Genomic DNA, 25,895 nt, shown 5'->3' with positions numbered 1-25,895 from the left:
ATTTGGCTTGGCTACGCGCAACGCTCTGATCTTGCGCGGATTTGGCCGGCATAAAGTGCTATGCCCAAAGCGTGCATCGCCGCACCGCGGCCCGACGCTACGCGGCTTTGCACTCAGAATTCCTATCTCCGCAAAACCCCGCATTGCCGAGCTTCGTTACCGATTGTCGGAACCCAATGTCAGATGCAGAACAATCGCCATACAAACAAGACGGGGCGCCGCCTGATGCTGTGGCATTGGCGCTTTGCCGCGCTGTTGCCGAAACCACAGCCCGAAGGCAGGTAGGGCTTGCATCAGCGCACGCGCGCGCGCATTCATGCGGCTATGACCGGATCAGAACATCAGCACTCCGCCACGCTTGCCCCCTTCGGGTGGTCGGATTTCTTCGAGGGGCAGCTGGGCGCTGAAGACGCGCATCTTGAACCGATGCGCATCGCAACAGTGCAGCGCTCCAGACTGGGTGCATTGTCGGTGGCCGGACAAGTCCGGCTGGACCTGCCCGCCAAGGCCAGCACCGCCGATTATGCTGTCGGGGATTGGGTTCTGGTCGAGGCGGACAGCCTGACCTGTATCCGGCGGCTGGATCGCAAGTCCATCTTGCAGCGCCGCACCGAAGGCGGGCGCGCGCCCCAGTTGATTGCCGCGAATGTCGACACGCTGTTCATTGTCACGTCATGCAATGACGATCTGAACCCCGCACGGCTGGAACGCTATCTGGCTTTGGCCAACCAGTCGGGCGCGCTGCCTGTGGTTGTCCTGACCAAGGCCGATCAGGTGGACGACACCGCGCCTTACCTGCAACAGGTGGTCGGGCTGCAACGGGGGCTGGATGTGGTCGCACTGGATGCCAGATCGCCGCAGGCCGCCATGTCGCTTGCGCCATGGCTGGGCGCTGGGCAAACTGTCGCGCTTGTCGGCTCGTCAGGGGTGGGGAAATCGTCTTTGCTGAACATGCTGTCGGCGGTGTCGAGCGCGCAGGCGCAAGCAACCGGCAGCATCCGCGAAGGCGATGCCAAGGGCCGCCACACCACGACATCGCGTTCGCTTCATGCCATTGTTGGCGGCGCTTGGGTGATTGACACGCCGGGCATGCGCTCGCTTCAGGTCAGTGATGCGACAGAGGGGTTGGAGCAGCTTTTTGCCGAAATCACTGAACTTGCGCCCCAGTGCCGCTTCCGGGATTGCACCCATGCGCATGAACCCGGCTGTGCTGTTCAGGCCGCAGTCAACGCAGGCGCACTGGACCCCGCGCGGCTGGAACGGTGGCGCAAACTGGATGACGAAAACCGCACAAGCACCCCTGTCCTGACGGGCCAGCACGGCAAGAAAATCCCCAAATACACTGGCAAACGCCGCTAGACACCTGCCCGAGGTCAGGCGTCTGTCATCTCCCAAAACCCGTATTTGCGCCCATGCTGCGCCCGAAGCGCTGCGACAAAGGCGCTATGGCTGGAAAATGCGCCGTAATCCTCGATCCGCAGATCACATGCCGCGCATTCAGCCAGATGACGGGCCGCATGGCGGTAGCGCTTGGATTTGGCCCCGTCCAGCGTGTCTTGGATCATTGCGCGCCGTATCAGCGTGGCGGCTAGCGGGTGGCGCGCCTCCAGCGTGTCTGCGGCATGGGTCAGGGTGGTGTAGGCATTGCCATCCAACGCGTCGGCGCGGGTGATCACGGTTTTCGCCGCGCGTTCCAGCGCGGGCCAGTCCACAAGAAAACTGATCGCAGCCCCCAGATGGGGGAAATGTGCAACATGATCAAGCGCAGTGTCTTCGGCCTCGATATCGTCGAAATCCGGCAAGAGTTTCAGGTATTTCCGCAAACTGCGCGGGCAAAGCACCTGCTCGAATCTGGCCCATAGATGTGTCTTGAGCGCGTCCAGCTTTCCCAGTTTCTCAAGGCAGTCTTCATAGACATCATCCAGATCGGGGGAGACTACTCTGAAAGATGCATCTGCGTTTGCCGCCATTGCGCGGGTCAGAATGCTGAATGCCTCTTTACTGCGGTCTGCATCCAGCAACCGTCGCGCGACATTGGGGGCGATGGTGGCATAGGTCAACTGCTCGGCGGAATAGCCGGCCATATAGGCGTCAACATCGCCCTGCGCATCGGCAATTTCGGACAGGATAATCGCGCTTGTGCTTTGGCGCGCGCGCCGCGCGCTGAGTTCAGGCGCAGTGGAAAAGCCGTAGCGCCGATAGCGCTGGACCTCTTGCTCGGTCGGCGGGGCCTCTGCCCAGTCGCGGGTGATCTGCTTGAGGTGCTCTAGCCCTGTCTGCCCAAGCGTGCCTTGGGTGGCGGGAATAATTCCATCGAATTCCCCGTATCCGGCCTGAACAACAGCGTCCAGAATACGGTCAGCCAAGGTTGTGGGCGCAAGGGACAGGCGCGGCGCTATTGCGTCAATCAGCGCCATTGCCCGGCGCATGACATCACCGATTGCGCCATTGCTGTCATCAGTTCGGGCATGAATGAACGGGGCCAGCTGCAAAAACGCCCATAGCAGTTCAAAGGCTTCATCGGCATCTTCCGGCGCGATGTTCGTTTCGATCATGGTCAGTTGCGCGTCCAGATCCTTGACCAGCGCGCGCTGTTTGCGCCAATCGACATAGCTGGTTGCGCGCCGCAGCGAGGCAAAGCGTTTGCGCAAATCTGTGGCGACATCCTTTGGCCCTTGGGCCGCGCTCAATTCCATGCGTGCGCGCCGTTGCAATGCGGCGCTGCCTTGTACCAGCTCCATCACCAGCGCCGCCAGCTTTTCGGCCCCAAGTTTTTCAAGATTGGCTGTGTTCAGGGTTTTCTTGGACATATGGCAGGTCTAGTCCCTTGGGTGTTGCGCCGGTTTTGCGATGCTTTTCTGACAGATCGGGTGGGGGCAAGCCAGAATATTTTACTGCGGCACCAAGCCTGCATCAGATAACCCTTTGGCAGGGTGTTGCGGTTTTACGCAGGTGCAACACTGCTGTGTGGAAACAATCTTGCCAAAACCCCCCTGATGCGTCAGATTTTTGCAAAAATAATTTCTTGAGGCAGTTCAATTTTAAATTCGGTCGGACAGGGCGCTGCACATTTGCCGCAGCCAGAAGCCGCCGGAGATTTCATATTTGCAAGGATGTATTATGGCGGTCGTGAAAACAGGCATTTTTTTCGAGAATGCGTCAACCTACACTTACGGGTTTTCTGATGCCAGCGGCCAGTTGCTGGTGTCGAATGGTCAGACATTGACACTGACCTCGGCCACGGCAGGCCCGTTTGTGTCGGCAGGAAGTCCGGGAAGTGGCACGCCGGACCCTGACGCGCTGGGCGCAATTATTCTACGCGATCAGGGCAGTTTGCTTCAGGTGGTCTCTGGCCCCGCATCCCCCGATGGCACGGGCCTAAGCATTGGCTATGGCGCGCGCGGTCTGATGCAGGTGCTGGGCGGGGCAGAATTTCGACTGTCAAACCCCACAGGGCCCAATAATGCAGAGGTCAGCATCGGGGTGGGCGGCGGCACCGGCACAGCGTTGGTAGATGCCTCTGCGATAACCATCCAAAGCATGCAGGGTGAAGTCGGGCTAATGATCGGTGATTGGGCCGGTGCAGGCGCGGATGGCACGCTCAGCTTGCGCAATGGCGCAACCGCCCTGTTCGAGGGGGGCGCGGGGGTTTTTGCCAATGTCGGGCGGCTTGCGGGGAATGAGGGGGCGATCCTTGTTCAGTCCGGCAGCGCGTTGGAGTTGCGCGCGCCCGATGGGCGACAGGCGAATTTGCGCGTGGGCCGCAATGACGGGACAGGCCAGTTACAGGTAACAGGCGAAAGCAGCCTAGTGCAGCTTTCAGGGCAGTTGGCCATCGGGCTTGATGGGGGCCTTGGCACAGTGCAAATCGCCAATGGCGGGGCTGTTGTGAATGCGCATCACGCCTTTGCGGCCACCCGCATCGGCCACGGGACCGATGCGCAGGGTGCTGCAACTGCGGACAATGGCAGTCTGACCACGCGCAGCGAGTCGGGTTTCGCGCAGCTGGATATCGGGGTTGCGGGCGGCGAGGGCACGCTTCAGGCCACTGGCAGCGCGCTGACAGTGCAAGGGATGCAGGGCGTCGATGTCGCCATTGGCGCAGGCGCAGGCGCCGATGGCCGGATGCGTCTGGAGAATGGCAGCACGGCCCAGTTTTCCAGCGGGGCTGGCGGCGTCAATCTTGATGTGGGGCGTTCTGATGCCAGCGGTCTTCTGGAAGTCATCGGATCACAGATGACCATCCACGCCCCCCGCGACGGGGGCACAGCCAGTTACGCCTTTGTGCTGGTCGGCAGCCAAGGGGGGGAGGGGCAACTTATCCTCGACGCGGCCCAGCTTTCTGTTGAGGGGCAAAGCGCAGGGGTGCATGTTGGCACCCGCTGGAGCGGGTCAGACGCGAATGACGGCACGGGTGACGTGATCTTGCGCAACGGGTCCGGGATGCATGTTCAGGCAGGGGATGTGACAGGCGGGTTCTGGGTCGGTGGGGGGGACGGCTCGCAAGGGCGCGCGCAGATCCTGTCCGGCTCGGTGCTGGATATGGGGGGCAACGGGCTGGTGCAGATCGGCTTCGCGGCCCCCAACATGACCGGCGGCGGCACAGGCCATCTGACGATAGACGGGGCAGGATCGCGTGCAACCGGCTTGCGCGGCCTTGATCTGGGGCGCGGCGGGTCGGACGGGGTTCTGGATGTCAGCAATGACGCCCGCGCCCTGTTCGGCGGGCTGGGGGCGGGGCGCAATGTCAACCTCGATATCGGCTGGGACACGGGCAGCGAAGGCGTGCTGAACATCACGGATGCACTGGTGTCTGTTCAGGCGGGCACAGCCCAAGACGAACCGTTTGAGTTAAAGGGCGTGACCGCCAATTTCGGGCGGCAGGGTGGCACAGGGCTGGCCAATATCTCGGGCGCGGGGCATGAAGAGGGCGCGGCGCTGCAAGGGCTTGTGCTTCTTGGTCATGCCGAGAGCGATTATGTCGATATTACCTTTGGTCAGGGCGTCGGCAGTGCGGGCCATGCTGTGGTGCGGGGTGCCGTGCTTGGGGCGCGCAATGATGGCATAACCTTCGGCCCAGAGGGGGAAATCAACCTTGGTGGCGATGGCGGCTATGCGGCCATGCGCATCGGGCTGCAAGGCGGGGCGGGCAGTGTCGATCTTGGTGAAAGCAGCACGCTATTCGTGATGTCCGGCGGCGTTGATGATGCCGCCGAGATTATCGTGGGCAGTGGTGCAGGGGCGACAGGCAGTCTGCACCTCTCTGGGGGAAGCGAGCTAGACCTTATCGCCCGCCAGCAAGATGCATGGCTTGTGGCCGGTGGCGAGGGGGGCGCCAGCGGCACGATCACGATGTCTGCCAGTTCCGCCTTTATCGAGGCGGCGCGCAATGGGGGTGTCCGGCTGGGCACCAGCTGGTTTGACGCGCCAGATCGGGTAGGGATCGGGCGGCTGACGCTGGAGGATGGCAGCGATCTGACCATCAGCGCGCAGGGCAGCGGTGCGAATTTCTTTGTGGGTGGGGGTGCGGGCAGCGATGCGCAGGCCATCATTCGCGATTCTTCCGTAAGCATGGACGGGGCGGCACACAGGCTGGTAATTGTGGGCGGAACGCCCGCTTTCACGCCCGGAACAGGGGGCAAGGGCGAGATGCACTTGCAGGGTGCCTCAGCGCGCCTGCTTGGGGCGCGTGACATTCTTGTGGGCACAAATGGCGGCGATGGCCGGTTGGAATTGCGCGCAGGCGCGCGGGCCATTTTGGAAGATGCCGGAGATGGCAGCGCCGGGCAGACCGTGGCCGGTATCGGCATTGGCCGCGTCCGAGAGGGGCAGCCGGATATTGCGGCCACAGGCGCGCTGGTTGTTGACGGGGCGGGTTCGCTTTTGGCGGGCGAGGCTGCGGGGGTTTCGCGCCTGATTGTCGGGGCCAGTGGCGGCACGGCGGCGGCGCAGATCAGCGGCGGTGCCTCTGTCCAGATCAACGCCGGTGTCAGCGCTGTGGAAATCGGTGTCGATGGCGGCATCGGGCGCATGGATGTGACCGGCGCAGGCACGCGGGTCGCGGTTGAGGGCGCGGATGGGCGCATCCATATCGGGCGCGGCCTGAACCCGCAGGCCAGCGCCGAAGGGGCAGGGCAGGGCATTCTGACCATAGGCGCAGGTGCCGATGTTCTGGCCAGCACCAAGGTCGAGCTGGGCGATGCCGGCGCCGCGACTTCGGTGCTTGCGCTGGCTGGCGGGCGGCTGATAACGCCCCTGATCGAGGTGTATTCCGGGCCTGTGCCCCAGAACAATATGCTGTTGGGATATGGCGAGATTGTCGGCACCGCTGGCCAGCCCGCGCTGGTGATGTCGGGGTCCAGTTTTTATGTTGGCGACCAGATTGGCGCAGATGGCGGGCAGATCACCGCCACAGGGGTGATGGCGATTACCGGCAATGTCGTCAAACAGGGCAGCGCTGTCCATTTCGACATTGGCAGCGCGGGCGGCGGCTATGATCAGGTCTTGGTTACGGGGGCTTTTGCCATGAATGGCGGCAGTCTTCACCTCTCGATGCTGGAGGCGGCGCAAAATGTGCTGGCGGGCAATGGTGTGCGGCTTTTGTCGGCCAGTGACGGGATATTCCTGAATGATGTGGCCTTGGTGATCGACCCATTGCCGGATGGCACTGTGATCGGCACAGAAATGCGCGCGGGCGATACCGAGTTATGGGCCGTGTGGGAAGGGGGACCAGCCGCTTTCGTGCCGCTACCGGCAGCGTGGCAAAGCTGGCTTGACTGGATCGGCGGCGGCGGTGGTGCGCCGCCCGCCGCCCCCCAAGTTGCCCGCGCCGACACGATCGCCGACCCGCATCTGGTCACACTGGACGGGCTGGCCTATGATTTCCATGCAGCGGGCGAGTTTGTCCTGACCCGCAGCACCGATGGCAGTTTCGAGGTGCAGGCCCGCATGGCCCCTGTGGGCGAAAATGCATCCGAGAATGTGGCCGCCGCTGTCCGTCTGGAGGGTGGCACAGTGATGGTGGACGCCACGACACCTGACAGCGTGCTGATCAATGGCAGTGCGGTCACACTTACCTCTGGCCAAAGCATTGCAGTGGGGGGCGATCTTGTCTACCGCACCGGCAACACATGGCATCTGGTCCACCGCCATGGTGCCCCCGAGGGTGACACGCTCAGCGCGGTTTCGGCCACGGTGACAGAGGGGCGGTTGGATATTTCTGTCTTCCTTAGCCCTGTGCTGTCCGGTCAGGTCAACGGATTGCTGGGCAATTTCGACGGCAACCCCGACACGGACCTGGCCTTGCCCGATGGTCAGCTGGTTTCACGCCCGCTGGTGTTCGGGGATGATGCAGATGCAGGTATTCTTGGCCTGTATGGCGCATTCCGCGACGCATGGCGCGTGTCGGATCGGGCGGACAGTCTGTTCAGCTATGGCGCAGGCGAAGGGCCGGACAGCTTTTATCTGCCCGATTACCCCAGTGGAATGATCACCCTTGCTGATTTCGAGAGCGCCGCGATTGATAGCGCGACCCAAACGTTGTTGGCAACAGGGTTGGAGCAGGGCAGCGTGGCGTTCAATAATGCGCTGTTTGATCTGTTGGTCACCGAAAACCCTGCCTATGTTGCGGCGGCTGTCACCTTCCAGACCCAGCAACAGGCGCGCCCAGAAACTGCCCCCGAAATTGTCGCCCCACCCGTAACCGGCGGCGCGCTTGACGGGCTTGTGACCTTTGGCGGGCAGGTGCTGGATGTCAGGGGTGCTGCCATGGAAGGGGTGCGCGTCACCTTTACGCCGCAGGGGCAATCCGTCGCGCATATTCGCAATTCGCGCAGCGAAGGCGAGTTTGGCTTCGATCTGTTGCCCAATCAGGCTGGCGGGGTGGTGGATGCCACACGCCCCTATGATCCGTCCGTCGATGGCACAGTCACCGCGCTGGATGCGCTGGATGTGCTGCGCATGGCAGTGGGGTTGCGCCCCAGCTTCGGCGATGCCCCGGGAGAGGCGTTTATCGCCGCAGATATCAACCGCGACGGGCAGATCACGGCGCTTGATGCGCTGGAAGTGTTGCGCGCCGCTGTTGGTCTGCCTTCGGGAAATGCGCCACGCTGGGTTTTCATAGATGCGGCAGCAGACCTGTCGGAGCTTGACCGAAGCGGGGTCAATATTCCCAGTGGTGTCAGGCTGGACACATTGGACGCAGGCGGTGCCGAAATCGGGCTGACAGCCATCTTGCTTGGCAACATGCAGGAATTCGCCTGATATTTCCGGCGCTGCAGCGCAAGGGGGCGTCGGCCCCTTTGCGCCCGTCTGCCTGCGACTTTAATGGGCGTGAACAGCACAAATGATTCGTTTAATCGGGCCGCCAAGCCGCCGCGCGGCCCGAAACAGGCTGGGTTCAGCCCCAAAACCTCTGCGCATTCAGAAATGTGACACCTGCCGCGCGCGCGGTTTTCAGGGGGTAGATGCTGCGGTTGCGAAGGCCGGATTTGGGTCTTGCAAGTGTCTCACCACAGGCCCCGATTTTTGGTGCGCTGCCCCGCAGCAAAGCGGCAATTTTATCCGTCATAGAAGAATATCACACCTCGCAGCGCTGTTGCAGCGGGCGGTTTGCCGCTGCGTGCAAGACGGCCCCCAAGACCGAAATTACCCATAAATTAAAGGCAAAATGCTGCGCTGCGGCTTGAGCGCAAAGGCGATTATCGCATGCCATTGCATGCGAGATCAGCCTTGACAGCTCGAACAACTATCGCCTAGCGTGTGTCCCATATAACGGACACTCTTGTTCTGTTTAACGGAACAGATACGCATCGTCAAGACTTTTCGCAATCGCTGTGAACGGGCTTGGTGACAGGAGAAAAGACGCATGGCCGCTGCCCCTCGAAACCCCGTTGAACGTGCGCTTCAAATGATCAATTTGATGGGCGCAAGCGGTGACCCTGATCGCATCTGGGGCGTGCGCGAACTTGCTGTGGCGCTGGACATCCCACCCAGTGCCGCGCATCGGACGCTTGCCAGTCTGGTCAATGCTAGCTGGCTGAAACGCGACGAGTCAGGGCGCGGCTATTGCCTTGGGCTGGAGCTGATCCGCCTGTCCTTCCTGATTTCGGGCAACCATCCTTTGCGCCGCATCGCCAAGCCTGTGATGGAAGACCTTGTCGCGGAATGTGATGAAACGGTTTTGCTGGGGGTGCTGAACCCCGAAAACCTGCGCATGATATTCGCGCTATCTGTCGAGTCGCAAAACCCGCTTCGCTATGTTGTCGAACTGAACCGCTGGATACCCATCCATTATTCTGCAAGCGGGCTGGGGATTATGGCTTTCCTGCCCGAGGCGCAGCGCGAAGAGGTGCTGTCGCGCGCGGATCTTGAACGGGCACATGAAGAAACTGTCACCGCGCCCGATCTGATCCGCGCTGAGATCAACAAAATTCGCCGTCAGGGCTATGCCATTTCATTCGGCCAGCGCTTGCAAGATGCAGTGGGCATTGCCGCACCAATTTTTGGCCCCGAACGCGAAGTCATCGGCGATCTGTGCATCACCCTGCCAAAGCAGCGCTTCAACGGCACGCAGGACGAAGCGCGCCTATCCGCAACCGTGATCAAACATGCAACACGGATTTCGCAAATTCTAGCTCAAGGATCTGGAGACACTCATGACCACTGACACCCCGCACCCGATGCCACAGCCATGGCGCGATGATAACGGTACGATCGTTCTTCTTGGCGAGAAATGCACAGGCTGCGGCAAGCGGTTTTTCCCCAAAGTCGCGTTTTGTGACCACTGCGATGGCGATAGCTTCGAGGTGACCGAAATAGGCGCTCGGGGCAATCTATACAGCTTCTCCGAGATCCATGTGGCCCCCAAGGCGTTCAAGACACCTTATGTCGTGGGCTATGTCGATTTCGGCGATGATGTGCGCGTCTTTGGCCAGATTGATCATCCCGCCGCCGAATTGGCTGTGGATATCGCCGTCAAGCCGGTGATCGGAACCATCCGCACCAATGCCGATGGAACGGCTGTAACCGGCTATCGTTTTTGCAAGGAAGGCTAACCCCATGCGCAATGTATATGTGGCCGGGATCGGCCAGACCACGTTCGGAAAAACACCAGATCGCAGCATCGAGCAGATGGGCCAAACTGCCGTGCGCGCGGCCCTTGCGGATGCAGGCATCGCCAAGTCCGACATTCAGGCGGCCTATTGCGCCAATGTTCTGGGCGGAATGCTGACAGGGCAAAGGGTACTGCGCGATCTGGGTATGACAGGCATGCCGATCAAGAATATCGAAAACGCCTGTTCCTCTGGTTCGGTGGCCGTGCAGGACGGGGCCGCGGCAATTGCGTCGGGGCAGGCTGACACTGTGATTGTGTTCGGCGTTGAAAAGCTGTCGGTGCTGGGCGGCGGTACGCTGCCGCTGGAAGATACCGATATCGAGGTGGCGCAAGGGCAAGTGATGCCTGCGGTCTATGCCATGCGCGCGCGCCGCTACATGCACGAATACGGTGCCACCGAAGATGACTTGGTCAAGGTCGCGGTGAAAGCGCGCGGGAATGGCGCGCTTAACCCGATCGCACAGTTTCGCAAGGCGGTTACCGCCGATGAGGTGCGCGCCAGCCGCATGGTTGCAGACCCTTTGCGCCTGTTCATGTGCTGCCCGACAGGCGATGGCGCGGCGGCGGTTGTCCTGACTGCGGACAAAGCGCTTGCGCAGCGCTCGGATGCAACTGTGCGTGTCGCCTCTACGGCGTTGCAATCGGGTCTATACAAGACAGGGTTTCGCATCATGAGTTCGGCCGAATTGACCGAGCGCACAGCGCGCATTGCATATGAGCAGGCAGGCGTCAGCGCGCAAGATGTCGGTATTTGCGAGTTGCATGACGCCTTCGCAATCGCAGAACTGATGTATTACGAAGCCCTTGGCCTGTGCGAGGCGGGCGGCGGCATGGCCCTTGTGCGCGACGGGGAAACCACCTTGCAGGGCCGGATTCCGGTCAATCCCAGTGGGGGTTTGTTGTCACGCGGGCATGCGCTGGGTGCCACCGGCATTGCGCAACTGATCGAGATTGTCACCCAGATGCGCGGGGCCGCCGGTGCGCGGCAGGTCGCGCGGCTGCCACGGGTCGGGGTGACCCATTGCACCGGCGGCGGCATCAGCGGCCTTGATCATGGTGCCTGCGCCGTCACAGTGCTGGAGGCAACAGAATGACAATGCGCAGCGGCCCGCTTGAAAAGATCTGTGTGGTGGATTTGACAACCTTTCTGTCTGGTCCCTATGCAACGCAGATACTTGGTGATCTGGGTGCAAATGTCATCAAGGTGGAAGTGCCGGGTAAAGGGGATGCAACGCGCATCCTGCCGCCGCATATGGTGCATGGGGACAGCGCTTATTTCCATTCCACCAACCGCAACAAACAAAGCATCTGCCTGAACCTGAAGGCCGAAGAGGGGCGCAAAATCCTGCTTGATCTGCTTGCAGATGCAGATGTGCTGATCGAGAATTTTCGCCCCGGTGTCCTGGACCGCCTGAACCTGTCAGTGGAGTTGTTGCGCGCCCATAACCCGCGACTGGTCATCTGTCAGATCACAGGTTTCGGGCAGGAAGGCCCGTATCGGGACCGTCCGGCCTATGACATGATCGTTCAGGCGCTCTCCGGGGGGATGTCGATGACAGGCCCGAAAGAGGGGCGCGCTGTGCGCGCAGGGGTGCCGCTGGGCGATCTTGCGGCAGGCATGTATGCCGTCATCGGCACGCTTGCCGCGCTGACCGAACGCCAAAGGACAGGTCAGGGGCAGGTTGTCGATGTTGCCATGCTGGACGCGCAGATTTCCATGTTATCCTATCAGGCGCAATACTACCTTGTGTCGGGCGATGTGCCTGGCCGGCAGGGCGCGGGGCACGACTCGATCCCCACCTACCGCGCTTTCATGTGCGGCGATGGTCAGGAAGTCGTGGTCACGGCAAATACCGAACCGATGTGGGTGTCCTTGTGCAAGGTTCTTGATCTGGCGGAACTGACATCCGACCCAAGGTTCGCCGACAACACCTTGCGGCTTGAAAACAAGCTGGCGCTTTGGGATTCGTTGGAACGCGCCTTTCAGACAAAGAGTTCCTCTCAATGGTTGCCGCTTCTGGTCGATGCGGGAATCCCCTCGGCAAGGGTCAACACGGTTGATCAGGCCCTTGCAGACCCACAGGTTCTTGCGCGCGATATGGTCACGACCGCCAGCGCCTCAGATGGCCGTAAACTGCCCATTACGGGGGACCCGATGAAATTCCCCGCGCATGGAGAGCGGGCATTTTCAATGCCGCCGCGTCTGGGCGAGCATACGCAAGCGCTTTTGTCCCAGCGTCTTGGGCTAAGCGCAGAGGACATCGCCCAACTGGTCGCCAAGGGCGTGGTTGTTCTGGATGTCGCGGGAAAGACAGCAGAAGGGCAGGAGGTATGACACGGCAAGGTGCAACCCACCAGCTTGCGGAGTATGTCGCAGGGCTGTCGGCAAGCAGCTTTTCAGACGCGACATAGGGCGCTTATGAACGGGCGCTCTTGGATTGGGCGGCGTGCACAGTTGCCGGTGCCGCCGGTGCGACACGGCTGCATCAGACAGTTGGCGCGCCCGCGAAACTGGGCGAGGCATCGATACTGGGCACCGATTTGCGCGACAGCGCTGCCATGGCCGCGTTTCACAATGCCTATGCGTGCCATTTGCTGGAATATGATGATCTGCATGGCCCCTCGATCTACCATCCCGGTGCCCCGACAATAAGCGCGGCTTTCGCGGTAGCGCAACGCAGCAAGGCCAAAGCCTCTGATCTTGCTGCCGCTGTTGTGGCGGGCTACGAAGTTGGCATCCGTCTGGGAGAGGCCGCAGGCACCGACCATTACGCAAGGTTCCACACCACAGGCACGGTTGGCGCCATAGGTGCTGCCGCAGCGGCCGCGCGTGTGATGGGGTTGAACGCAACCTTGACGCGCGACGCGATCGGAACAGCGGCAACACAGGCCGCAGCGCTTTGGGCCTTCTCGGATGACAATGCAGGGTCCAAGCCGGTGCATCCGGCGCATGCAGCTATGGTGGGCGTGCTTTCGGCTGATCTGGCGCGCGCAGGCGTCACAGGTGCGCGCCGCGCACTGGAGGGGCCGGGCGGCTTTCTGGCGACCCTTGGGGGCAATCCGCAAGCGAAATGTCTGGTGGACGCGCTCGGCAGCACAGAGCCGCCAAGGATCGAGGCGCTGACCCTCAAGGCCTATCCCTGCTGCGGCCACACGCATACCGGCATTGAAGCGGCAATCGGCATCGCCAATTCGCTTGCGAAAGCCGGTCACAGCAAGGCCGATATCGCCGCTGTGCGCGTGACAACCTATGGCAGTGCGATCAAGGTTGCAGGCGTGCGCGCGCCCGAAACCCCTGAACAGGCGGCGTTTTCCTATCCGCATGTTGTCAGTTGGGCCTTGTTGAATGGCACAATCGAAGGGGCATTCAACGCACAGACATTGCATGACCCCGCAGTGGTCCGTTTGCGTGACAAGGTCGAGTTGATCCACAGCCCGCAGCTTGACGCCGCTTATCCTGCATGCCTGCCCGCGCGGCTGACAGTCGCGTTGACAGACGGAACCTTGTTCGAGGCCAGCGCGGACCATGCGACCGGAACCCCCGCCAAGCCAATGACAGCCGAAAGCCACGGCAAGAAATTGCGCCTGTTGCTGGGCGAGGCCGCACCCCGGTGGGAAGGCTATGCAGCCGGGCTGCTGCGCTCGACACAGGCTATCGGAACGCCGCCATCCGGAGTGATAAGCGCATGAGTGGAGACCTTCAGCATATCGTCATTCTTGATGACTGGGACGGGATTTGTGACACTGCCCCCGCCGTGCAAAAGCTGCGCAGCCGGTTCAAGGTCAGCATTTATAATCACCCGCTTGAACCGGATGCGCTGGCAGAGGTTATCCGCGATGCCGATGTCCTGATACCGTTCCGAGAGCGCGCGCGCATCGGTGCGACAGAGCTGGCACAGGCAAACAGGTTGCAGTTGATCGCGCAAACCGGTGGCGGTGCTGCGCATATAGATTTGGCTGTGGTGGCCGCGCTGGGTGCGACTGTCACCCTGACCCCCGGCGGATCATCCCCGTCGGTCGCAGAGCTGGTGATCGGCATGATGCTTGCCCATGATCATCACATCGTGCGTGGGGACAAGATGTTGCGCACGGGCGCTTGGCACGCGATGCTGTGCCGTGACAGCGGCACTCAGCGATTGGGGCTTTTGGGCTTCGGGCCTACAGCGCGTGCTGTGGCTGGCCCCGCCATGGCTCTTGGCATGGATGTCATGGCGTGGTCCCGCAGTCTGACCGCCGCCGATGTGCCCGACGGGGTTTCGGTTGCGCCAAGCCTGGAGGCGCTACTTGGGCAATCCGATGTCCTGAGCATTCATCTGCCACTTACGGACAAAACCCGCGGATTGATGAATGCCGCGCGGTTTGCGCAAATGAAGCCCGGCGCGCTTGTGATCAACACATCGCGCGGGGCCATCGTAGACACCGACGCCCTGATCACTGCGTTAGACCGCCAGCATTTGCGCGGCGCCTGTCTGGATGTCTTCGAGCCAGAACCACTGCCACCAGAGCACCCCTTGCGCCGTCGGGATGATGTAATCCTGACCCCGCATGTCGGATGGACGTCACGCGACACGATCCACCGATTTCTAAGCACCTGCGCGCAAAACATCGAAGCGTTTTATGCAGGTGATCCAATCAATGTGCTGCCAACGTGACCTTGGAGGAGTGAGCTTTCGCAGCGCGACGCAGAAGAAACCAAGACGCTGATGCACAAGCTTCAGTCAAACCATCGGAGGAGAAAACTATGACTATTCTGAAATTTCTTGGAAGCACCAGTCTTGCCGCGCTTGTTGCGACAAGTCTTCCAATGGGCGCTGACGCGCAGTCGCCCCGGTCCCTCAATATCGGCACCTCTGCAATCGGGGGCACCTACTATGTTTATGGCGGGGCTATTGCGACAGTTCTACAAGACGCAACCGGCATACCTGTGAGTGTCGAGGTGACCGCAGGGCCAAGCCAGAATATCGCTTTGGTGGATGCGGGACAGCTGGATATCGGCCTTGTTACAACAGGCCCGTTGTATGATTCCTGGACAGGGAACGCAGAATGGACGGGCGGCGAAGAGCGCCGCGATTTCCGTATCCTGTTCCCCATGTTCATGACCCCGTTCCATGGCATCACACTGGCCCCGCAGGGCAACTGCTCGGTCGAGGATGTTGTCGGCTCGCGCCTGGGCATCGGCCCCGCAGCAAGTACGCCCGGCACATATCTGCCGATCTTCCTGCCGGAACTTGGGATCACCGCCACGCTGCAACCCGGCGGGACAGGCGATCAGGCATCGCAGCTGATGGATGGCTTGCTTGACCACATGATGACAGCGGCGGGCATTCCTGTGCCAGCAGTGCAGGAAATCCGCGCGCAGCGCGAAAGCTGCCTTTTCGGGTTTTCGGATGAGCAGATCGACCACCTCGAAGCAACCTATCCCTTTGTCGGGCGCGAGGTGATCCCTGCAGGCACTTATGAAGGGTATGACGAAGACCTTGCAACGATCGGCATGTGGAACTTTGCCGTGGCCCATGCGGATATGGACGCCGACTTTGTCTATAACATGGTCAAGACCATCATGGAGAACAACGAAGCCATGGTTCAGACCCACTCGTCCGCAGCCGAAACGCTGGCCGAGAATATCGGGCGTAACAGCTTCGCTTGGCTGCACCCCGGTGCGATCCGCTATTATGAAGAGATCGGTATCGAACTGGGCGATCATGTGTATCCGCCTGAAATGAACTGATCCTGCGGTCTGTTGATCAATAGCGACCCAAAGTGAAGCTGCCCGTCCATGACGGGCGGGCAGCCTCTTTCAGGCCAAGGACAATGAATCATGGTAACACCCGAAAAGTCCGTTTCCGTCTCTCCGACCACCCCCGATGTCGCGTCAGCCCTGCCTGATGCAAGCATGCGTGAGCGGCCGTTTTCCAGTGTTGCAGCAATGGTCATCACAGTGATTTCTGCCGGCTATGTCCTGTTTCACCTGTATGTGCTGAACGTAAAGCCCATTGACCCGTGGATATTTCGCAGTGTTCATCTTAGCGTGGGCAGTGCCATCGCGTTTATTATCTATTCGGGATGGCGCGGCGCGGTTCGGCCAAATATTCTCGATCTGGCATTCGCGGTCGCGGCGCTGTGGTGCACATATTACCTGTATCAGAACCTGAGCGGTCTGTATTTCAGGGTAGGCGCACTTCCCAATCAGAATGATGTAATCTTTGCAACGGTCGGCATCTTTCTGGTGCTGGAGTTTACGCGCCGGACATCGGGGATCATTCTGCCAATTCTTGCGCTGATCTTCATTGGCTACGGCCTTTTTGGCAATATGCTGCCCGGCGTGCTGGAGCATCGGGGCTATTCTTACAGCAGATTGATAAGCTACCTTTATGGCAATGAAGGGGTGTTTGGTGTCATTTTAGCGGCGTCATCCACCTATCTTGTGCTGTTCATCGTTTTCGCGGCCTTCCTTCAGGTCTCGGGGGTGGGCAATTACTTTGTCCAGCTTGCCTTTGCGATGGCGGGGCGCGCGCGGGGTGGCCCTGCCAAGGTTGCGGTCATCGCCTCTGGTCTGATGGGCATGATCAATGGCACATCGGCGGGCAATGCTGTGGCGACCGGGTCGCTGACCATTCCCTTGATGAAACGTGTGGGCTACAGCCCCCGCTTTGCTGCCGCGGTCGAGGCGACCGCCTCGACAGGGGGGCAATTCCTGCCGCCGATCATGGGCGCGGGCGCATTTATCATGGCCGAGGTAACGGGCATTCCCTACACCCAGATCGTGATCGCGGCCACGATCCCTGCGCTGCTTTACTTCTTTTCGGTCTATCTGATGGTCGATAAGGAAGCCTTGAAACAAGGGCTTGTAGGGCTGCCCCGCAGCGAGTTGCCAAATTTGCGCGAGTTGGTCACTTCGATCTATCTTCTTGCCCCGATCTTGATCCTGATCATCCTTCTGATGTCGGGTTACTCGATCATCCGGTCTGGCACCCTGGCGATGGTTGCCGTGGTTGTGACCACATGGTTTTCGACACGCGCAAGGATGAGTCCGAAAGTCATCTTGAACGCGCTGTCCATGGGCGGGCGCATGTCGCTACAGCTTGTGGCGGTCTGCGCCTGTGCGGGCATTATCGTGGGTGTCATCTCTCTGACAGGGCTGGGGGGGCGCTTCTCGTATATCCTGTTCTCGATCGCGCAGGAAAACCAGCTTGCGGCCTTGCTGGCGGCGATGTTCATCTCGATCATCCTTGGAATGGGCATGCCAACCACGGCCGCCTATGCAGTTGCGGCCTCGGTCGTGGCGCCGGGCTTGGTGCGCACCGGAATGGACCCGCTTTTGGCGCATCTGTTTGTGTTCTACTTCTCGGTCATGTCGGCCATTACGCCGCCCATTGCGCTGGCCGCTTTCGCCACCTCTGGGATTGCAGGCTCTCCGCCCATGCGCACCTCGGTCGAGGCGTTCAAGATCGGGCTTGCAGCGTTCATCGTGCCCTTCGCCTTTGTCTATTCCCCCGCGCTGATCATGGTGGGCGACCCGCTGGTCATTGCATTCTCTATCGTGACGGCCATGGCTGGCATCTTCCTGTTGGCCAGCGCGGTGCAGGGCTGGTTGCTTGTCAGGGCGGGTATTGCGGTGCGTATCGCAACCTTTATTGCCGCACTTTTGCTGATCTCGGGCGATTTGCTGCTGGATACAGCGGGTCTGGCGCTGGTCGCCATCGCCTATCTGTATCAATTCAGGTTGCAGCGTGCCGCCGCCGCCGCGCCGCCACCAGCGGTGTAACCAGTGCCGCGCCAGTGCAGACCCGCCACAGGGCCAAAAGCGTTTCGGTTTTCCGGTGAAACACCGAAACGCTTTAACTTTCTGTTCTGCCGCAATGTCTAACCGAAAAGTCTAACGACTTTTTTGAAATTGCGTCAGGCCACGCGAAGGAAATGCTGTTGAAATATGCTCTCTTTGCCGCAGGCATCGTCTTCTCGATCTCGCTGTATTCGATCCAGCCGGCCTTGCCTGCCATCGAAGACCATTTCGGCGCGCCCCTTGGCGCTGCATGGATCGGGATGAGTCTGCCTATCCTTGGCATGGTGTTGGGGTCACTCTTCTACCCGCTATGGGCGCGCGATGTGGGGCGTTTCATGGGCCTTGCCACCATCTTGGGCGGTGTGGCCGGAATTGCCTCGGCTTGGGCGCCCGATATCATGCTTTGGGGGCTGGCCCGGTTTGCGCAGGGCCTTGCGCTGGCGGCCATTCCGGGGCTGGCAATGGCGGCGATGGGGGCCTTGTTCACCGCGCGGGTTGCTACAATGGTGGGGATATTCACGGGATTAAGCGCCATTGGCGCGGCCTTGGGCCGGATGAGCGCGGGCATATTGATCGAGGCATTCGGGGTGCCTGTCGCGCTTACCGCGATTTACCTGCCCGCCCTACTGATCGGGCCGGTCCTGCTGAGCATCAAGGCGCGTGTCCAGTTGCCCAAACCCACCTACCAGATGCGCAAATGGCCCCTTTTCATGTTCGGGGCCACGCTTTTATTCGTCAATTTGCTGCTGTCGAACCTGCTTCCCTACCGGCTGACAGAACTTGGCCTTTCGGTCGGGGCAATCGGGGGGATATTCTTTGTCTACCTTGCCGCAACCATAGGGTCGGGCAGTGGCGGCTGGCTGTCAGACAAGATCGGCACGCTGCATGCCGCCCGCGTTGGCATTGCGATTGCGGCCTTTGGCATTTTGCTGATGGCATATGATTCAGTTCTTATGCTGGTGCTGGGCTTTGCAGTGGTGCTGTTTGGTGTGTTTGCAACACATGCTGTCGGCTCTGGCGTGGCGGGGTCTATGGGGTCCGGCGTCGCAGGCACATATGTGGCGGCATATTACATTGGCGGCGGGGCTGCGGGGGTGGGCTATCCGGTTCTGCTTGGGCACGGATATTGGGCGGGCCTGCTGGTGGCGGGCGGCGCGCTGGCCCTTGCGCTGGCACTGGGGCGACGGGCCTTGCTTGCCCCTGAAAGCCAGTATGCACCCAACCTAGCGAAGGAACCCAAGGCATGAGTGCAACGCTTTATGGCACTACCACCTCGCCCTATGTGAACAAGGTGCGGATTACGATGCAAATCCTTGGGCTATGGGATGCGTGCCGCAGTATCGGGGTGGACCTGAACACCCCGTCGCCCGCGTTTTGCGCCGCGACACCCTTGCGCCAGATTCCGGTTCTGGTGGAGGCTGACGCAGGGGCAATCACGGATTCAACGATCATCTGCCTGCATCTGGACAGGCGCGCGGGCGGCGGCCAGCTTCTGCCCAAAGCCGAAGCTGCGCGCACGCGCAGACTGGCGCTGGCTGCCGTGTGCAACGGCCTGATCGATGCCGGTGCAGGCTTGCGCCGCGAAATGCTCAGGCCCGCGCCATACCGTTCTGCCACAGTTGCCGCGCACCATCTTGCAAGGTTGGAACGGGGGATGGACCATCTCGCAGACCAGATCGACGCGCTTGGCCCAGACCCCGATCTGGCAACGATAACCCTTGTTGCCGCACTTGAATGGATCGAGCTGCGCCATGCCAGCCACGGGCTGACACAGGCGCGCCCCGCGCTGGCAGGCTGGCTGGAGGCCGTCCAACACAGCTGGGTGCCCGCGCTGCCAGCAGGGGCCTTTGCCACCGCCCAAGACTGAAGAACAGGGCCAAAGCCCCTTTGCCTTTCCCGGATTGGAGACTGACATGAAAGCCGCCTATTACGACCGCACCGGACCCGCCAATGCCGTGTTCCAGATTGGCGAGATTGACGACCCCAAGCCCGCCGCAGGCGAGGTTGTGGTGCAGGTCCATGCCTCTGGGGTGAACCCGACAGATACCAAAGTGCGCGGCGGCACGCCGGGGCGCAAAATGGGCTACCCGCGCATTATCCCGCATCATGACGGCGCAGGCGTGATCGTGGCCACCGGAGCGGGGGTCGATCCGGCGCGGATGGATCAGCGTGTCTGGATACATAGCGCACAGTTCGGGCGCGCGTTCGGGACGGCTGCCCAGTATGTGGCCCTTCCACAGCATCTGGCGGTGCGCTTGCCGGATGCTACGGGGTTTCTGGACGGGGCCGCCTTGGGGGTTCCCGTTATGACGGCATGGAACAGCGTTATGGGCGACGGGCCGGTTGCGGGCCGGACAGTGTTTGTGGCGGGCGGTGCAGGGGCGGTGGGCCATTATGCCATCCAGATTGCCAAACTGGGCGGCGCGCAGGTTGCCGCCTCGGTCTCCGGCCCCGCCAAAGCCGAAGAGGCCCTGCGCGCAGGTGCCGATCTTGTGGTCAACTACACCGACCCAGAGGCCGAGGCGCAGGTCCATGACTGGACATCGGGCCGGGGTGTGGACCATTTCGTAGACGTCAACACAACGCAGAATGCAGGGTTTTCGGCCAGTGTCATGGCCCATGGGGGGCGCATTGTCAGCTTTGGCTCTGCCACGAATACAAGCGAAATGCCGATACGGGATTTTCGCCAGCGCAATGTCAGCATCCGGTTTCTTTTTATCCACCGTCTTGACGCCCACCATAGCCGCGAGATTGCCGCTGCGGTTTGCGGCCTGCTGCGCCCCGGCATCTTGTCCCATCGCATAGCGCATAGCCTGCCGCTTGCAGATATCGCCAAGGCCCATCAGCTGGTCGAAGAGGGGCACGTCATGGGCAAAGTTATCCTAGACCTTTCCAAGGGCTGAGGGCTGCCGAACACGGCCGCCGCGTTTCTTGAGACCACAGAACCCATCTTGCAGGAGTCCCGCCATGACAGAATCCTTCCTCTCAGATTTGCCAAACTTCCAGACTGAACGGCAGCACTTTCTGAACGGGCGCAGCAAGCCCAGCACGTTTCTGGAAGCCTGCATTCGCAATATCGAGGCAAAAGAGCCAACGATCCGCGCATTTGCGTATCTCGACCTTGAGAATGCGCGGCATGCAGCGCGCGAGGCTGACAAACGCTACAGCGCGGGCAAACCCTTGTCTGCAATCGATGGCATGCCAATCGTGGTGAAGGATATTATTGATACCAAAGATATGCCCACCGAAATGAACAGCCCCTTTTTTGCAAAAAACCAACCGCGCTTCGATGCGGCTTGCGTTGCCGCTGCGCGTTTGGGGGGGGCGGTTCTTTTGGGCAAGACTGTGACCACCGAGTTTGCGCTTGGGCGCTCTGGGCCAACCACGAACCCGCATAACCCAAAGCATACGCCGGGGGGGTCTTCTTCTGGCACCGCAGCGGGGGCGGCAAGCGGCATGTTCCCGGCGGGTTTTGCGACACAGACGCAAGGCTCTATCCTGCGGCCTGCCTCCTTTAACGGGGTTGTGGGGTTCAAGCCCAGCCATGGTGCCCTGTCCATAGAGGGCATTCACCCTGTCTCGCAGACGCATGACCATTTGGGTGCGATTGGCCAGTCTGTGGATGACGCTTGGGGCCTGTCGCATTGGATCGCACGGACCGTGCCGGGGCATAGCCCTATGGCGTTGCCTGTGCCGGACGATGGCCCGCTTCCAGCCGTCATGCCCCAAAGACTGTCGGTCGCGCGGCTAGAGGGGTTTGAAGAACTTGACGGCGACAGCCTGTCGGCCTTTGAGAATTGCCTTGAGGCCCTGAAAGCGCGCGGGGTCACTCTTGTCGAGCCTGCGCAGGACGCCACGCTTGCAGATGTGCTGAAACGCATGGGTGCCATTCCCGAAATGTCCCCGCGCATGGTGGCCTATGACATGCTGTTGCGGTTCCGGCACTATTGTCAGGCCGCGCCAGACCAGATCAGCCAGCGCCTGCATGAGTGGGTCGCACTTGGTGAAGATGTCTCATTCGAGGAATATGGGCGCATGCTGGCCGCGCGCGATGAATTGCGGCGCTGTGTTCAGCATCTGTCGGCGACATATGATGCGGTTGTCTTGCCTGCCGCGTCCGGTCCCGCGCCCGAAGGGCTTGGCCAGACAGGGTCCAGAACGCTGTTGCAGTACTGGACTTTCCTTGGCTTCCCTGCCTTCAGCCTGCCAATGATGCGGGTGCGTGACATGCCGTTCGGCCTGCAATTTGGTGGGTTTGGGCGGGGCGATCACAGGCTGGCGCAGCATGCGAAATGGCTGGCAAGCTAAAACCCTGGGGGGCAGGGCGGGATTGCCTGTGCCACGATAAATATGGGGGGCAGACAAGACAACTGCGCTTGGGGAATATCCCGCAATCAAGGCAGCGACAAAGCCCAGCCCCATTTCTGTGACATGCCAGTGGGCTGTGTGGGGGCCAACGCCCGACAGCCACAGTGGAACGGACAGCGCCGTCCAGAGTGCCGCCAGCCCGAAGAAGACTCGATACGCTTCAACCCTGCCAAGCATTGGCCTGCGCGGCCCCAAGGCGCAACAGATCCACCGCGCGGGCCGCGATTTGCGCGGTGATGGCCTGCACATTGTCGGGCTTCAGATAAAAGGCCGGAACCGGCGGCAGGATGATGCCGCCCATTTCTGTAACCGCTGTCATATTGCGCAGATGTGCCAGTGTCAGCGGCGCTTCGCGCGCCAGCAGCACAAGGGGGCGGCGTTCCTTCAGTTGCACGCCAGCGGCCCGCGTCAGCAACGTGTCATCCAGCCCGCTGGCAATCGCGGCCCCGCCGCGATGCGCCAGCCAGCGCAGGATCAGCCGGTCCGGCCCCAGCACCTGCGCGCGGTAAACGCCCAGATTATACCGCGCGATCTGGTCGGCCTGCGTGCCATGCGGGCGGGTGATGACCACGGGCCATGTGATCAGCGGCCCTGCATCCAGCGGCCATGGGGTCTGGGCAGGAATTTGCGTCAGATCGGCAATGTCGCGCGCCTCTTGGACAGGTGCGCTGCGGCAAATTCGGGGCCGCGCGCGAAGCGCGGCTTGCAGCATGGGCCAGCGTGACAGCGCATCGCGCACCCCTTCCACAGGGGCGGGCGCGCGCAGGGCGGCCAGAACTTCGCCCAGCATGGGCAAGTCCGCCAGCGTCATGCCCAAGCCCGCGGCCACCCGCGCGCGCGTGCCAAACAGATTGGCGACAACCGGCATGCGCGCGCGGGTGCCACCCGTATGGGCATGGTCAAACCGCAGTGCAGGCCCGCCCGCGCGCAGCGCGCCCAGTTGCAGCGCGGTCATTTCGTGGCGCAGCTCTACCGGCTGGTCAACGCCCAGCATATCGCCACGCCCCTCCAGCCAATGCAAGAAGGCGCGCAGATCGGGGAAAGGCGGAAGTTGGCGCATGGCAAGCCTGTCTGCAAGGTTTGGCGGGGTGTAACAGGCGGAGCCGTGGCGGTAATTGATATAAATCAAACAAATAATCGCGCGCTTCCCCTAAGCAGGGGTGCAAGACTGGTCTGCCAAAGCAGGAGGGTGCGATGCCAGAGGCAACAGGGAATGTTACAATTCCCCAATTACTTACAACACCAATGCGCATTTTGCCGCTTTGGCCTGTCTCGATGGCGCTAAGCCAGTTGGCGCGAAACCTGTTGTATGCCCATCCTGAAATCTTGCATAGAATTGATAAATATCAAAATCACCATTTCGAGTTGGACATAACCGATCTGCCCTTCGTCCTGCGGCTTGATCCGGCGCGCGCGCAATTGCGCGCCTTTCGGCGCGGGGCCGCGCCCGCCTCTGATGCGCGGATCGCGGGCAGCTTTGCGGCGTTTCTGGCCATGCTGCACGGGGCCGAGGATGGGGACACACTGTATTTCTCTGGTGCGTTGCAGATCGAGGGCGACACCTCTGCCGTGCTGGCGCTGCGCAACGCGCTGGATGATGCCGAACTGGACCTTGGCGCCGAAATTGCGAACGCGCTGCCATTTCTGGCCAAGCCCCTGCGCCAAAGCCTTGCACCGCTGGAGCGATTGACCGGCCTGCACCTGACGCGCGCTGACACAACACCAGAGGTGTATTGAATGGAACTTGTCTGCCCTGCCGGAACCCCCGCCGCCCTGCGTGCCGCTGTCGATGCGGGCGCGCATTGCATCTATTGCGGCTTTGCCGATGAAACCAATGCGCGCAATTTTCCGGGCCTGAATTTCTCGCGCAGCGAATTGGCGCAGGCCGTGGGCTATGCCCATGCGCGCGGTGCAAAAGTGCTGGTGGCGATCAACACCTTTCCGACTGCGGGGAAAGAAACCCTATGGCATTCCGCTGTGGCCGATGCAGAAACAGCGGGCGCGGATGCAGTTATTCTGGCCGATCTGGGGTTATTGGCACATACGGCCGAGCGCCACCCCGACCTGCGCCGCCACCTGTCGGTGCAGGCCGCCGCCGCCAACCCCGATGCGATCAATTTCTACGCGCAAGCCTTCGATGTGCGCCGCGTGGTCCTGCCGCGCGTGCTGAGTGTCGAGGAAATCGCCGCCATCAACCGCGAGATTGATGTGGAAACCGAAGTGTTCGTTTTTGGCGGGCTGTGCGTCATGGCCGAAGGGCGCTGTTCGCTGTCATCCTATGCCACGGGCCGTTCGCCCAATATGAACGGTGTCTGCTCGCCCCCCGAACATGTGGATTATGCGACCGAAGGCACCGATAGCGTGGCGCGGTTGGGGGGCTTCACCATCCACCGTACCCCCAAAGGCGGCGTTGCCCCCTATCCGACACTGTGCAAGGGCTGTTTCACCTCTGGCGACAAGACCGGCCATGTGTTCGAGGATGCGGTCAGCCTTGATGCGTCAAAACTGGTGCCAAAGCTGGCAAAAGCGGGCGTCACGGCGCTGAAAATCGAAGGGCGGCAACGCTCTCGTGCCTATGTCGCGCAGATTGTGCGGGCCTTCCGCGCGGTCACAGATGCGCTGGAAGACGGGCGCGACCCGCCCGCGCTGGCCCTTGCGCGCCTGTCCGAAGGGCAGGCCGCAACCACCGGCGCCTATGCCAAGACATGGAGGTGATGCAATGGACCTGACAGTTGCGCCAAACCCGTTTTTCTGGAGTGCCGATGCAGTGCGCAGTTTCTACGCCACCCTGTCTGACGCGCCTGTGGCGCGTGTTGTGCTGGGGGAATTGGTCTGTTCCAAGCGGCTGCCCTTCTGGCAAGATGAAATCCCGCTAGCGGTGGACTCCTTGCAGGCAGGGGGCAAGCAGGTGGCCTTGACCTCGCTTGCGCTGATCACATTGAGGCGTGAACGCAAGCTGACCGCCGATTTGCTGGGCCTTGGCCTGCCGGTGGAAGTGAATGACCTGTCTGCCCTGCACCATATTCCGCAGGGCGTGCCCTTCTGGGTGGGGCCGCTGGTCAATGTCTATAACGAAGGCACTTTGCGCTGGCTGGCGCGGCGGGGGGCCACGCGCATCTGCCTGCCGCCCGAATTGCCGATGGCATCCGTCGCAGTACTGGCCGAAGTGGCGCAGGCCGAGGGGGTTGCGCTGGAAGTCTGGGGCCACGGGCGGCTGCCGCTGGCAATTTCGGGGCGCTGCTACCACGCACGCCTGCATGAGCGCGCCAAGGATTCGTGCCAGTTTGTCTGCGAGCAAGACCCCGATGGCCGCGATGTGGACACGTTGGAGGGGCAGCGCTTTTTGACAGTAAACGGGGTGCAAACCCTTAGCCAAGCCTATGCCTGCATGGCCGACCATGCGGTGGCGCTGCGGGACATGGGCATCAGCGCCTTGCGTTTGCAACCGCAATCTGCGGGGTTTGATGCGCTTTGCGCCGATTATGCGCATCTGCTGGCGGGTGATCTGTCTGCGCAGGCGCTGGTCGAAAATCTGGGTGCTGCCCATCCCGACATGCAGTTTTGCGACGGTTTCGGGCGGGACAGTGCTGGCGCAACATGGCGCGGCCATGCTGTGCCGGTATAAGCTGC

20 protein-coding genes and 2 pseudogenes are annotated in these 25,895 nt (G+C 61.3%); 17 read left to right on the top strand and 5 right to left on the bottom strand.

From position 1 onward, the window contains the following. Positions 1-324 precede the first annotated feature (324 nt). On the top strand, positions 325-1,359 hold the full coding sequence (gene rsgA, locus BG455_RS16390) for a ribosome small subunit-dependent GTPase A (RefSeq protein ID WP_071471081.1): 1,035 nt from the start codon (positions 325-327) through the stop codon (positions 1,357-1,359). A 14-nt stretch (positions 1,360-1,373) separates the two neighbouring features. Here the strand turns inward: rsgA and BG455_RS16385 are convergent, their stop codons facing one another. After that, positions 1,374-2,810 (bottom strand): DUF6880 family protein, encoded by a 1,437-nt coding sequence (locus BG455_RS16385; protein ID WP_071471080.1) that lies wholly within the window; start codon positions 2,808-2,810, stop codon positions 1,374-1,376. Between the two features lie 310 nt (positions 2,811-3,120). Between BG455_RS16385 and BG455_RS16380 the strand changes: the two genes are divergently transcribed. Further along, the gene (locus BG455_RS16380; RefSeq protein WP_071471079.1) at positions 3,121-8,262 is read left to right on the top strand and encodes a VWD domain-containing protein; all 5,142 of its coding nucleotides are present in this window, start codon (positions 3,121-3,123) and stop codon (positions 8,260-8,262) included. A 136-nt stretch (positions 8,263-8,398) separates the two neighbouring features. On the opposite strand, the gene BG455_RS17405 is transcribed toward BG455_RS16380, so the two are convergent. Then, positions 8,399-8,569 (bottom strand): hypothetical protein, encoded by a 171-nt coding sequence (locus BG455_RS17405; protein WP_170124761.1) that lies wholly within the window; start codon positions 8,567-8,569, stop codon positions 8,399-8,401. Positions 8,570-8,866: 297 nt separating this feature from the next. Here BG455_RS17405 and BG455_RS16375 point away from each other — a divergent pair, with 297 nt between their 5' ends. From BG455_RS16375 to BG455_RS16320, 12 genes are all read left to right on the top strand, one after another. Continuing rightward, the gene (locus tag BG455_RS16375) at positions 8,867-9,667 is read left to right on the top strand and encodes an IclR family transcriptional regulator (RefSeq protein ID WP_071471078.1); all 801 of its coding nucleotides are present in this window, start codon (positions 8,867-8,869) and stop codon (positions 9,665-9,667) included. Next, positions 9,657-10,055 carry a Zn-ribbon domain-containing OB-fold protein gene (locus BG455_RS16370; protein ID WP_071471077.1) on the top strand — a complete coding sequence of 133 codons (399 nt, stop codon included), beginning with the start codon at positions 9,657-9,659 and terminating at the stop codon, positions 10,053-10,055. The genes BG455_RS16375 and BG455_RS16370 overlap by 11 nt, the downstream gene beginning before the upstream one ends. Before the next feature lie 4 nt (positions 10,056-10,059). Beyond that, positions 10,060-11,208, top strand: a complete 1,149-nt coding sequence (locus BG455_RS16365) for a thiolase family protein (protein WP_071471076.1) — start codon at positions 10,060-10,062, stop codon at positions 11,206-11,208. Further along, complete coding sequence (locus BG455_RS16360; RefSeq protein WP_071471075.1) at positions 11,205-12,449, top strand: CaiB/BaiF CoA transferase family protein; 1,245 nt, start codon at positions 11,205-11,207, stop codon at positions 12,447-12,449. Before BG455_RS16365 ends, BG455_RS16360 begins: the two co-directional genes overlap by 4 nt. 98 nt (positions 12,450-12,547) lie before the next feature. Beyond that, on the top strand, positions 12,548-13,804 hold the full coding sequence (locus BG455_RS16355; protein WP_071471074.1) for an MmgE/PrpD family protein: 1,257 nt from the start codon (positions 12,548-12,550) through the stop codon (positions 13,802-13,804). Then, complete coding sequence (locus BG455_RS16350; protein ID WP_071471073.1) at positions 13,801-14,766, top strand: NAD(P)-dependent oxidoreductase; 966 nt, start codon at positions 13,801-13,803, stop codon at positions 14,764-14,766. Before BG455_RS16355 ends, BG455_RS16350 begins: the two co-directional genes overlap by 4 nt. Before the next feature lie 89 nt (positions 14,767-14,855). Then, positions 14,856-15,842, top strand: a complete 987-nt coding sequence (locus BG455_RS16345) for a TAXI family TRAP transporter solute-binding subunit (protein WP_071471072.1) — start codon at positions 14,856-14,858, stop codon at positions 15,840-15,842. Positions 15,843-15,932: 90 nt separating this feature from the next. Further along, on the top strand, positions 15,933-17,879 hold the full coding sequence (locus BG455_RS16340; protein WP_071471071.1) for a TRAP transporter permease: 1,947 nt from the start codon (positions 15,933-15,935) through the stop codon (positions 17,877-17,879). 152 nt (positions 17,880-18,031) lie between these two features. Next, positions 18,032-19,144 (top strand): MFS transporter, encoded by a 1,113-nt coding sequence (locus BG455_RS16335; protein ID WP_084386531.1) that lies wholly within the window; start codon positions 18,032-18,034, stop codon positions 19,142-19,144. Beyond that, positions 19,141-19,764 carry a glutathione S-transferase family protein gene (locus BG455_RS16330; RefSeq protein WP_071471070.1) on the top strand — a complete coding sequence of 208 codons (624 nt, stop codon included), beginning with the start codon at positions 19,141-19,143 and terminating at the stop codon, positions 19,762-19,764. Before BG455_RS16335 ends, BG455_RS16330 begins: the two co-directional genes overlap by 4 nt. Then, on the top strand, positions 19,745-20,800 hold the full coding sequence (locus BG455_RS16325) for an NADPH:quinone reductase (protein WP_084386529.1): 1,056 nt from the start codon (positions 19,745-19,747) through the stop codon (positions 20,798-20,800). Before BG455_RS16330 ends, BG455_RS16325 begins: the two co-directional genes overlap by 20 nt. A gap of 64 nt (positions 20,801-20,864) precedes the next feature. Beyond that, on the top strand, positions 20,865-22,205 hold the full coding sequence (locus BG455_RS16320) for an amidase (protein ID WP_071471069.1): 1,341 nt from the start codon (positions 20,865-20,867) through the stop codon (positions 22,203-22,205). Between the two features lie 87 nt (positions 22,206-22,292). Here BG455_RS16320 and BG455_RS17735 read toward each other — a convergent pair. The 3 genes and pseudogenes from BG455_RS17735 to BG455_RS17725 all read right to left on the bottom strand — a co-directional run. Beyond that, a pseudogene (locus BG455_RS17735) lies at positions 22,293-22,442 on the bottom strand (NnrS family protein); the annotation flags it as partial. After that, positions 22,426-22,977, bottom strand: coding sequence for a UbiD family decarboxylase domain-containing protein (locus tag BG455_RS17730; protein WP_425438775.1), 552 nt, complete (start codon positions 22,975-22,977; stop codon positions 22,426-22,428). The gene BG455_RS17730 and the pseudogene BG455_RS17735, both read right to left, overlap by 17 nt. A 105-nt stretch (positions 22,978-23,082) precedes the next feature. Further along, positions 23,083-23,325 (bottom strand): annotated as a pseudogene (locus BG455_RS17725) (UbiD family decarboxylase); the annotation flags it as partial. A gap of 185 nt (positions 23,326-23,510) precedes the next feature. On the opposite strand from BG455_RS17725, the gene ubiT reads away from it, so the two are divergent. From ubiT to ubiV, 3 genes are read left to right on the top strand one after another with little or no spacing between them, the layout of a single operon-like run. Next, positions 23,511-24,002 carry a ubiquinone anaerobic biosynthesis accessory factor UbiT gene (ubiT, locus tag BG455_RS16310; RefSeq protein ID WP_111361308.1) on the top strand — a complete coding sequence of 164 codons (492 nt, stop codon included), beginning with the start codon at positions 23,511-23,513 and terminating at the stop codon, positions 24,000-24,002. Continuing rightward, positions 24,003-24,980, top strand: coding sequence for a ubiquinone anaerobic biosynthesis protein UbiU (ubiU, locus tag BG455_RS16305; RefSeq protein WP_071471066.1), 978 nt, complete (start codon positions 24,003-24,005; stop codon positions 24,978-24,980). It begins immediately after the preceding gene. Positions 24,981-24,984: 4 nt separating this feature from the next. After that, positions 24,985-25,890: a ubiquinone anaerobic biosynthesis protein UbiV gene (gene ubiV, locus BG455_RS16300; protein WP_071471065.1), complete on the top strand. Its 906-nt coding sequence runs from the start codon at positions 24,985-24,987 to the stop codon at positions 25,888-25,890. Positions 25,891-25,895: the final 5 nt, after the last annotated feature.

Origin of the sequence: Roseinatronobacter thiooxidans (genome assembly GCF_001870675.1) — a bacterium.
Lineage (GTDB): Bacteria > Pseudomonadota > Alphaproteobacteria > Rhodobacterales > Rhodobacteraceae > Roseinatronobacter > Roseinatronobacter thiooxidans.
Note: the sequence above shows the minus strand (reverse complement) of the source record. Positions and strands in the feature narration are given on the sequence as shown.

What these genes read in the sequence shown, in the direction of transcription:
- ubiV (WP_071471065.1), top strand. Translation starts at nt 24,985, where the DNA reads ATGGACCTGACAGTTGCGCCAAACCCGTTTTTCTGGAGTGCCGATGCA.
- BG455_RS16350 (WP_071471073.1), top strand. Translation starts at nt 13,801, where the DNA reads ATGAGTGGAGACCTTCAGCATATCGTCATTCTTGATGACTGGGACGGG.
- BG455_RS16385 (WP_071471080.1), bottom strand. Translation starts at nt 2,810, where the DNA reads ATGTCCAAGAAAACCCTGAACACAGCCAATCTTGAAAAACTTGGGGCC.
- BG455_RS16330 (WP_071471070.1), top strand. Translation starts at nt 19,141, where the DNA reads ATGAGTGCAACGCTTTATGGCACTACCACCTCGCCCTATGTGAACAAG.
- BG455_RS16375 (WP_071471078.1), top strand. Translation starts at nt 8,867, where the DNA reads ATGGCCGCTGCCCCTCGAAACCCCGTTGAACGTGCGCTTCAAATGATC.
- BG455_RS17730 (WP_425438775.1), bottom strand. Translation starts at nt 22,977, where the DNA reads ATGCTGCAAGCCGCGCTTCGCGCGCGGCCCCGAATTTGCCGCAGCGCA.
- ubiU (WP_071471066.1), top strand. Translation starts at nt 24,003, where the DNA reads ATGGAACTTGTCTGCCCTGCCGGAACCCCCGCCGCCCTGCGTGCCGCT.
- BG455_RS16320 (WP_071471069.1), top strand. Translation starts at nt 20,865, where the DNA reads ATGACAGAATCCTTCCTCTCAGATTTGCCAAACTTCCAGACTGAACGG.
- BG455_RS16335 (WP_084386531.1), top strand. Translation starts at nt 18,032, where the DNA reads ATGCTGTTGAAATATGCTCTCTTTGCCGCAGGCATCGTCTTCTCGATC.
- ubiT (WP_111361308.1), top strand. Translation starts at nt 23,511, where the DNA reads ATGCGCATTTTGCCGCTTTGGCCTGTCTCGATGGCGCTAAGCCAGTTG.
- BG455_RS16380 (WP_071471079.1), top strand. Translation starts at nt 3,121, where the DNA reads ATGGCGGTCGTGAAAACAGGCATTTTTTTCGAGAATGCGTCAACCTAC.
- rsgA (WP_071471081.1), top strand. Translation starts at nt 325, where the DNA reads ATGACCGGATCAGAACATCAGCACTCCGCCACGCTTGCCCCCTTCGGG.
- BG455_RS17405 (WP_170124761.1), bottom strand. Translation starts at nt 8,569, where the DNA reads ATGACGGATAAAATTGCCGCTTTGCTGCGGGGCAGCGCACCAAAAATC.
- BG455_RS16360 (WP_071471075.1), top strand. Translation starts at nt 11,205, where the DNA reads ATGACAATGCGCAGCGGCCCGCTTGAAAAGATCTGTGTGGTGGATTTG.
- BG455_RS16340 (WP_071471071.1), top strand. Translation starts at nt 15,933, where the DNA reads ATGGTAACACCCGAAAAGTCCGTTTCCGTCTCTCCGACCACCCCCGAT.
- BG455_RS16365 (WP_071471076.1), top strand. Translation starts at nt 10,060, where the DNA reads ATGCGCAATGTATATGTGGCCGGGATCGGCCAGACCACGTTCGGAAAA.
- BG455_RS16370 (WP_071471077.1), top strand. Translation starts at nt 9,657, where the DNA reads ATGACCACTGACACCCCGCACCCGATGCCACAGCCATGGCGCGATGAT.
- BG455_RS16345 (WP_071471072.1), top strand. Translation starts at nt 14,856, where the DNA reads ATGACTATTCTGAAATTTCTTGGAAGCACCAGTCTTGCCGCGCTTGTT.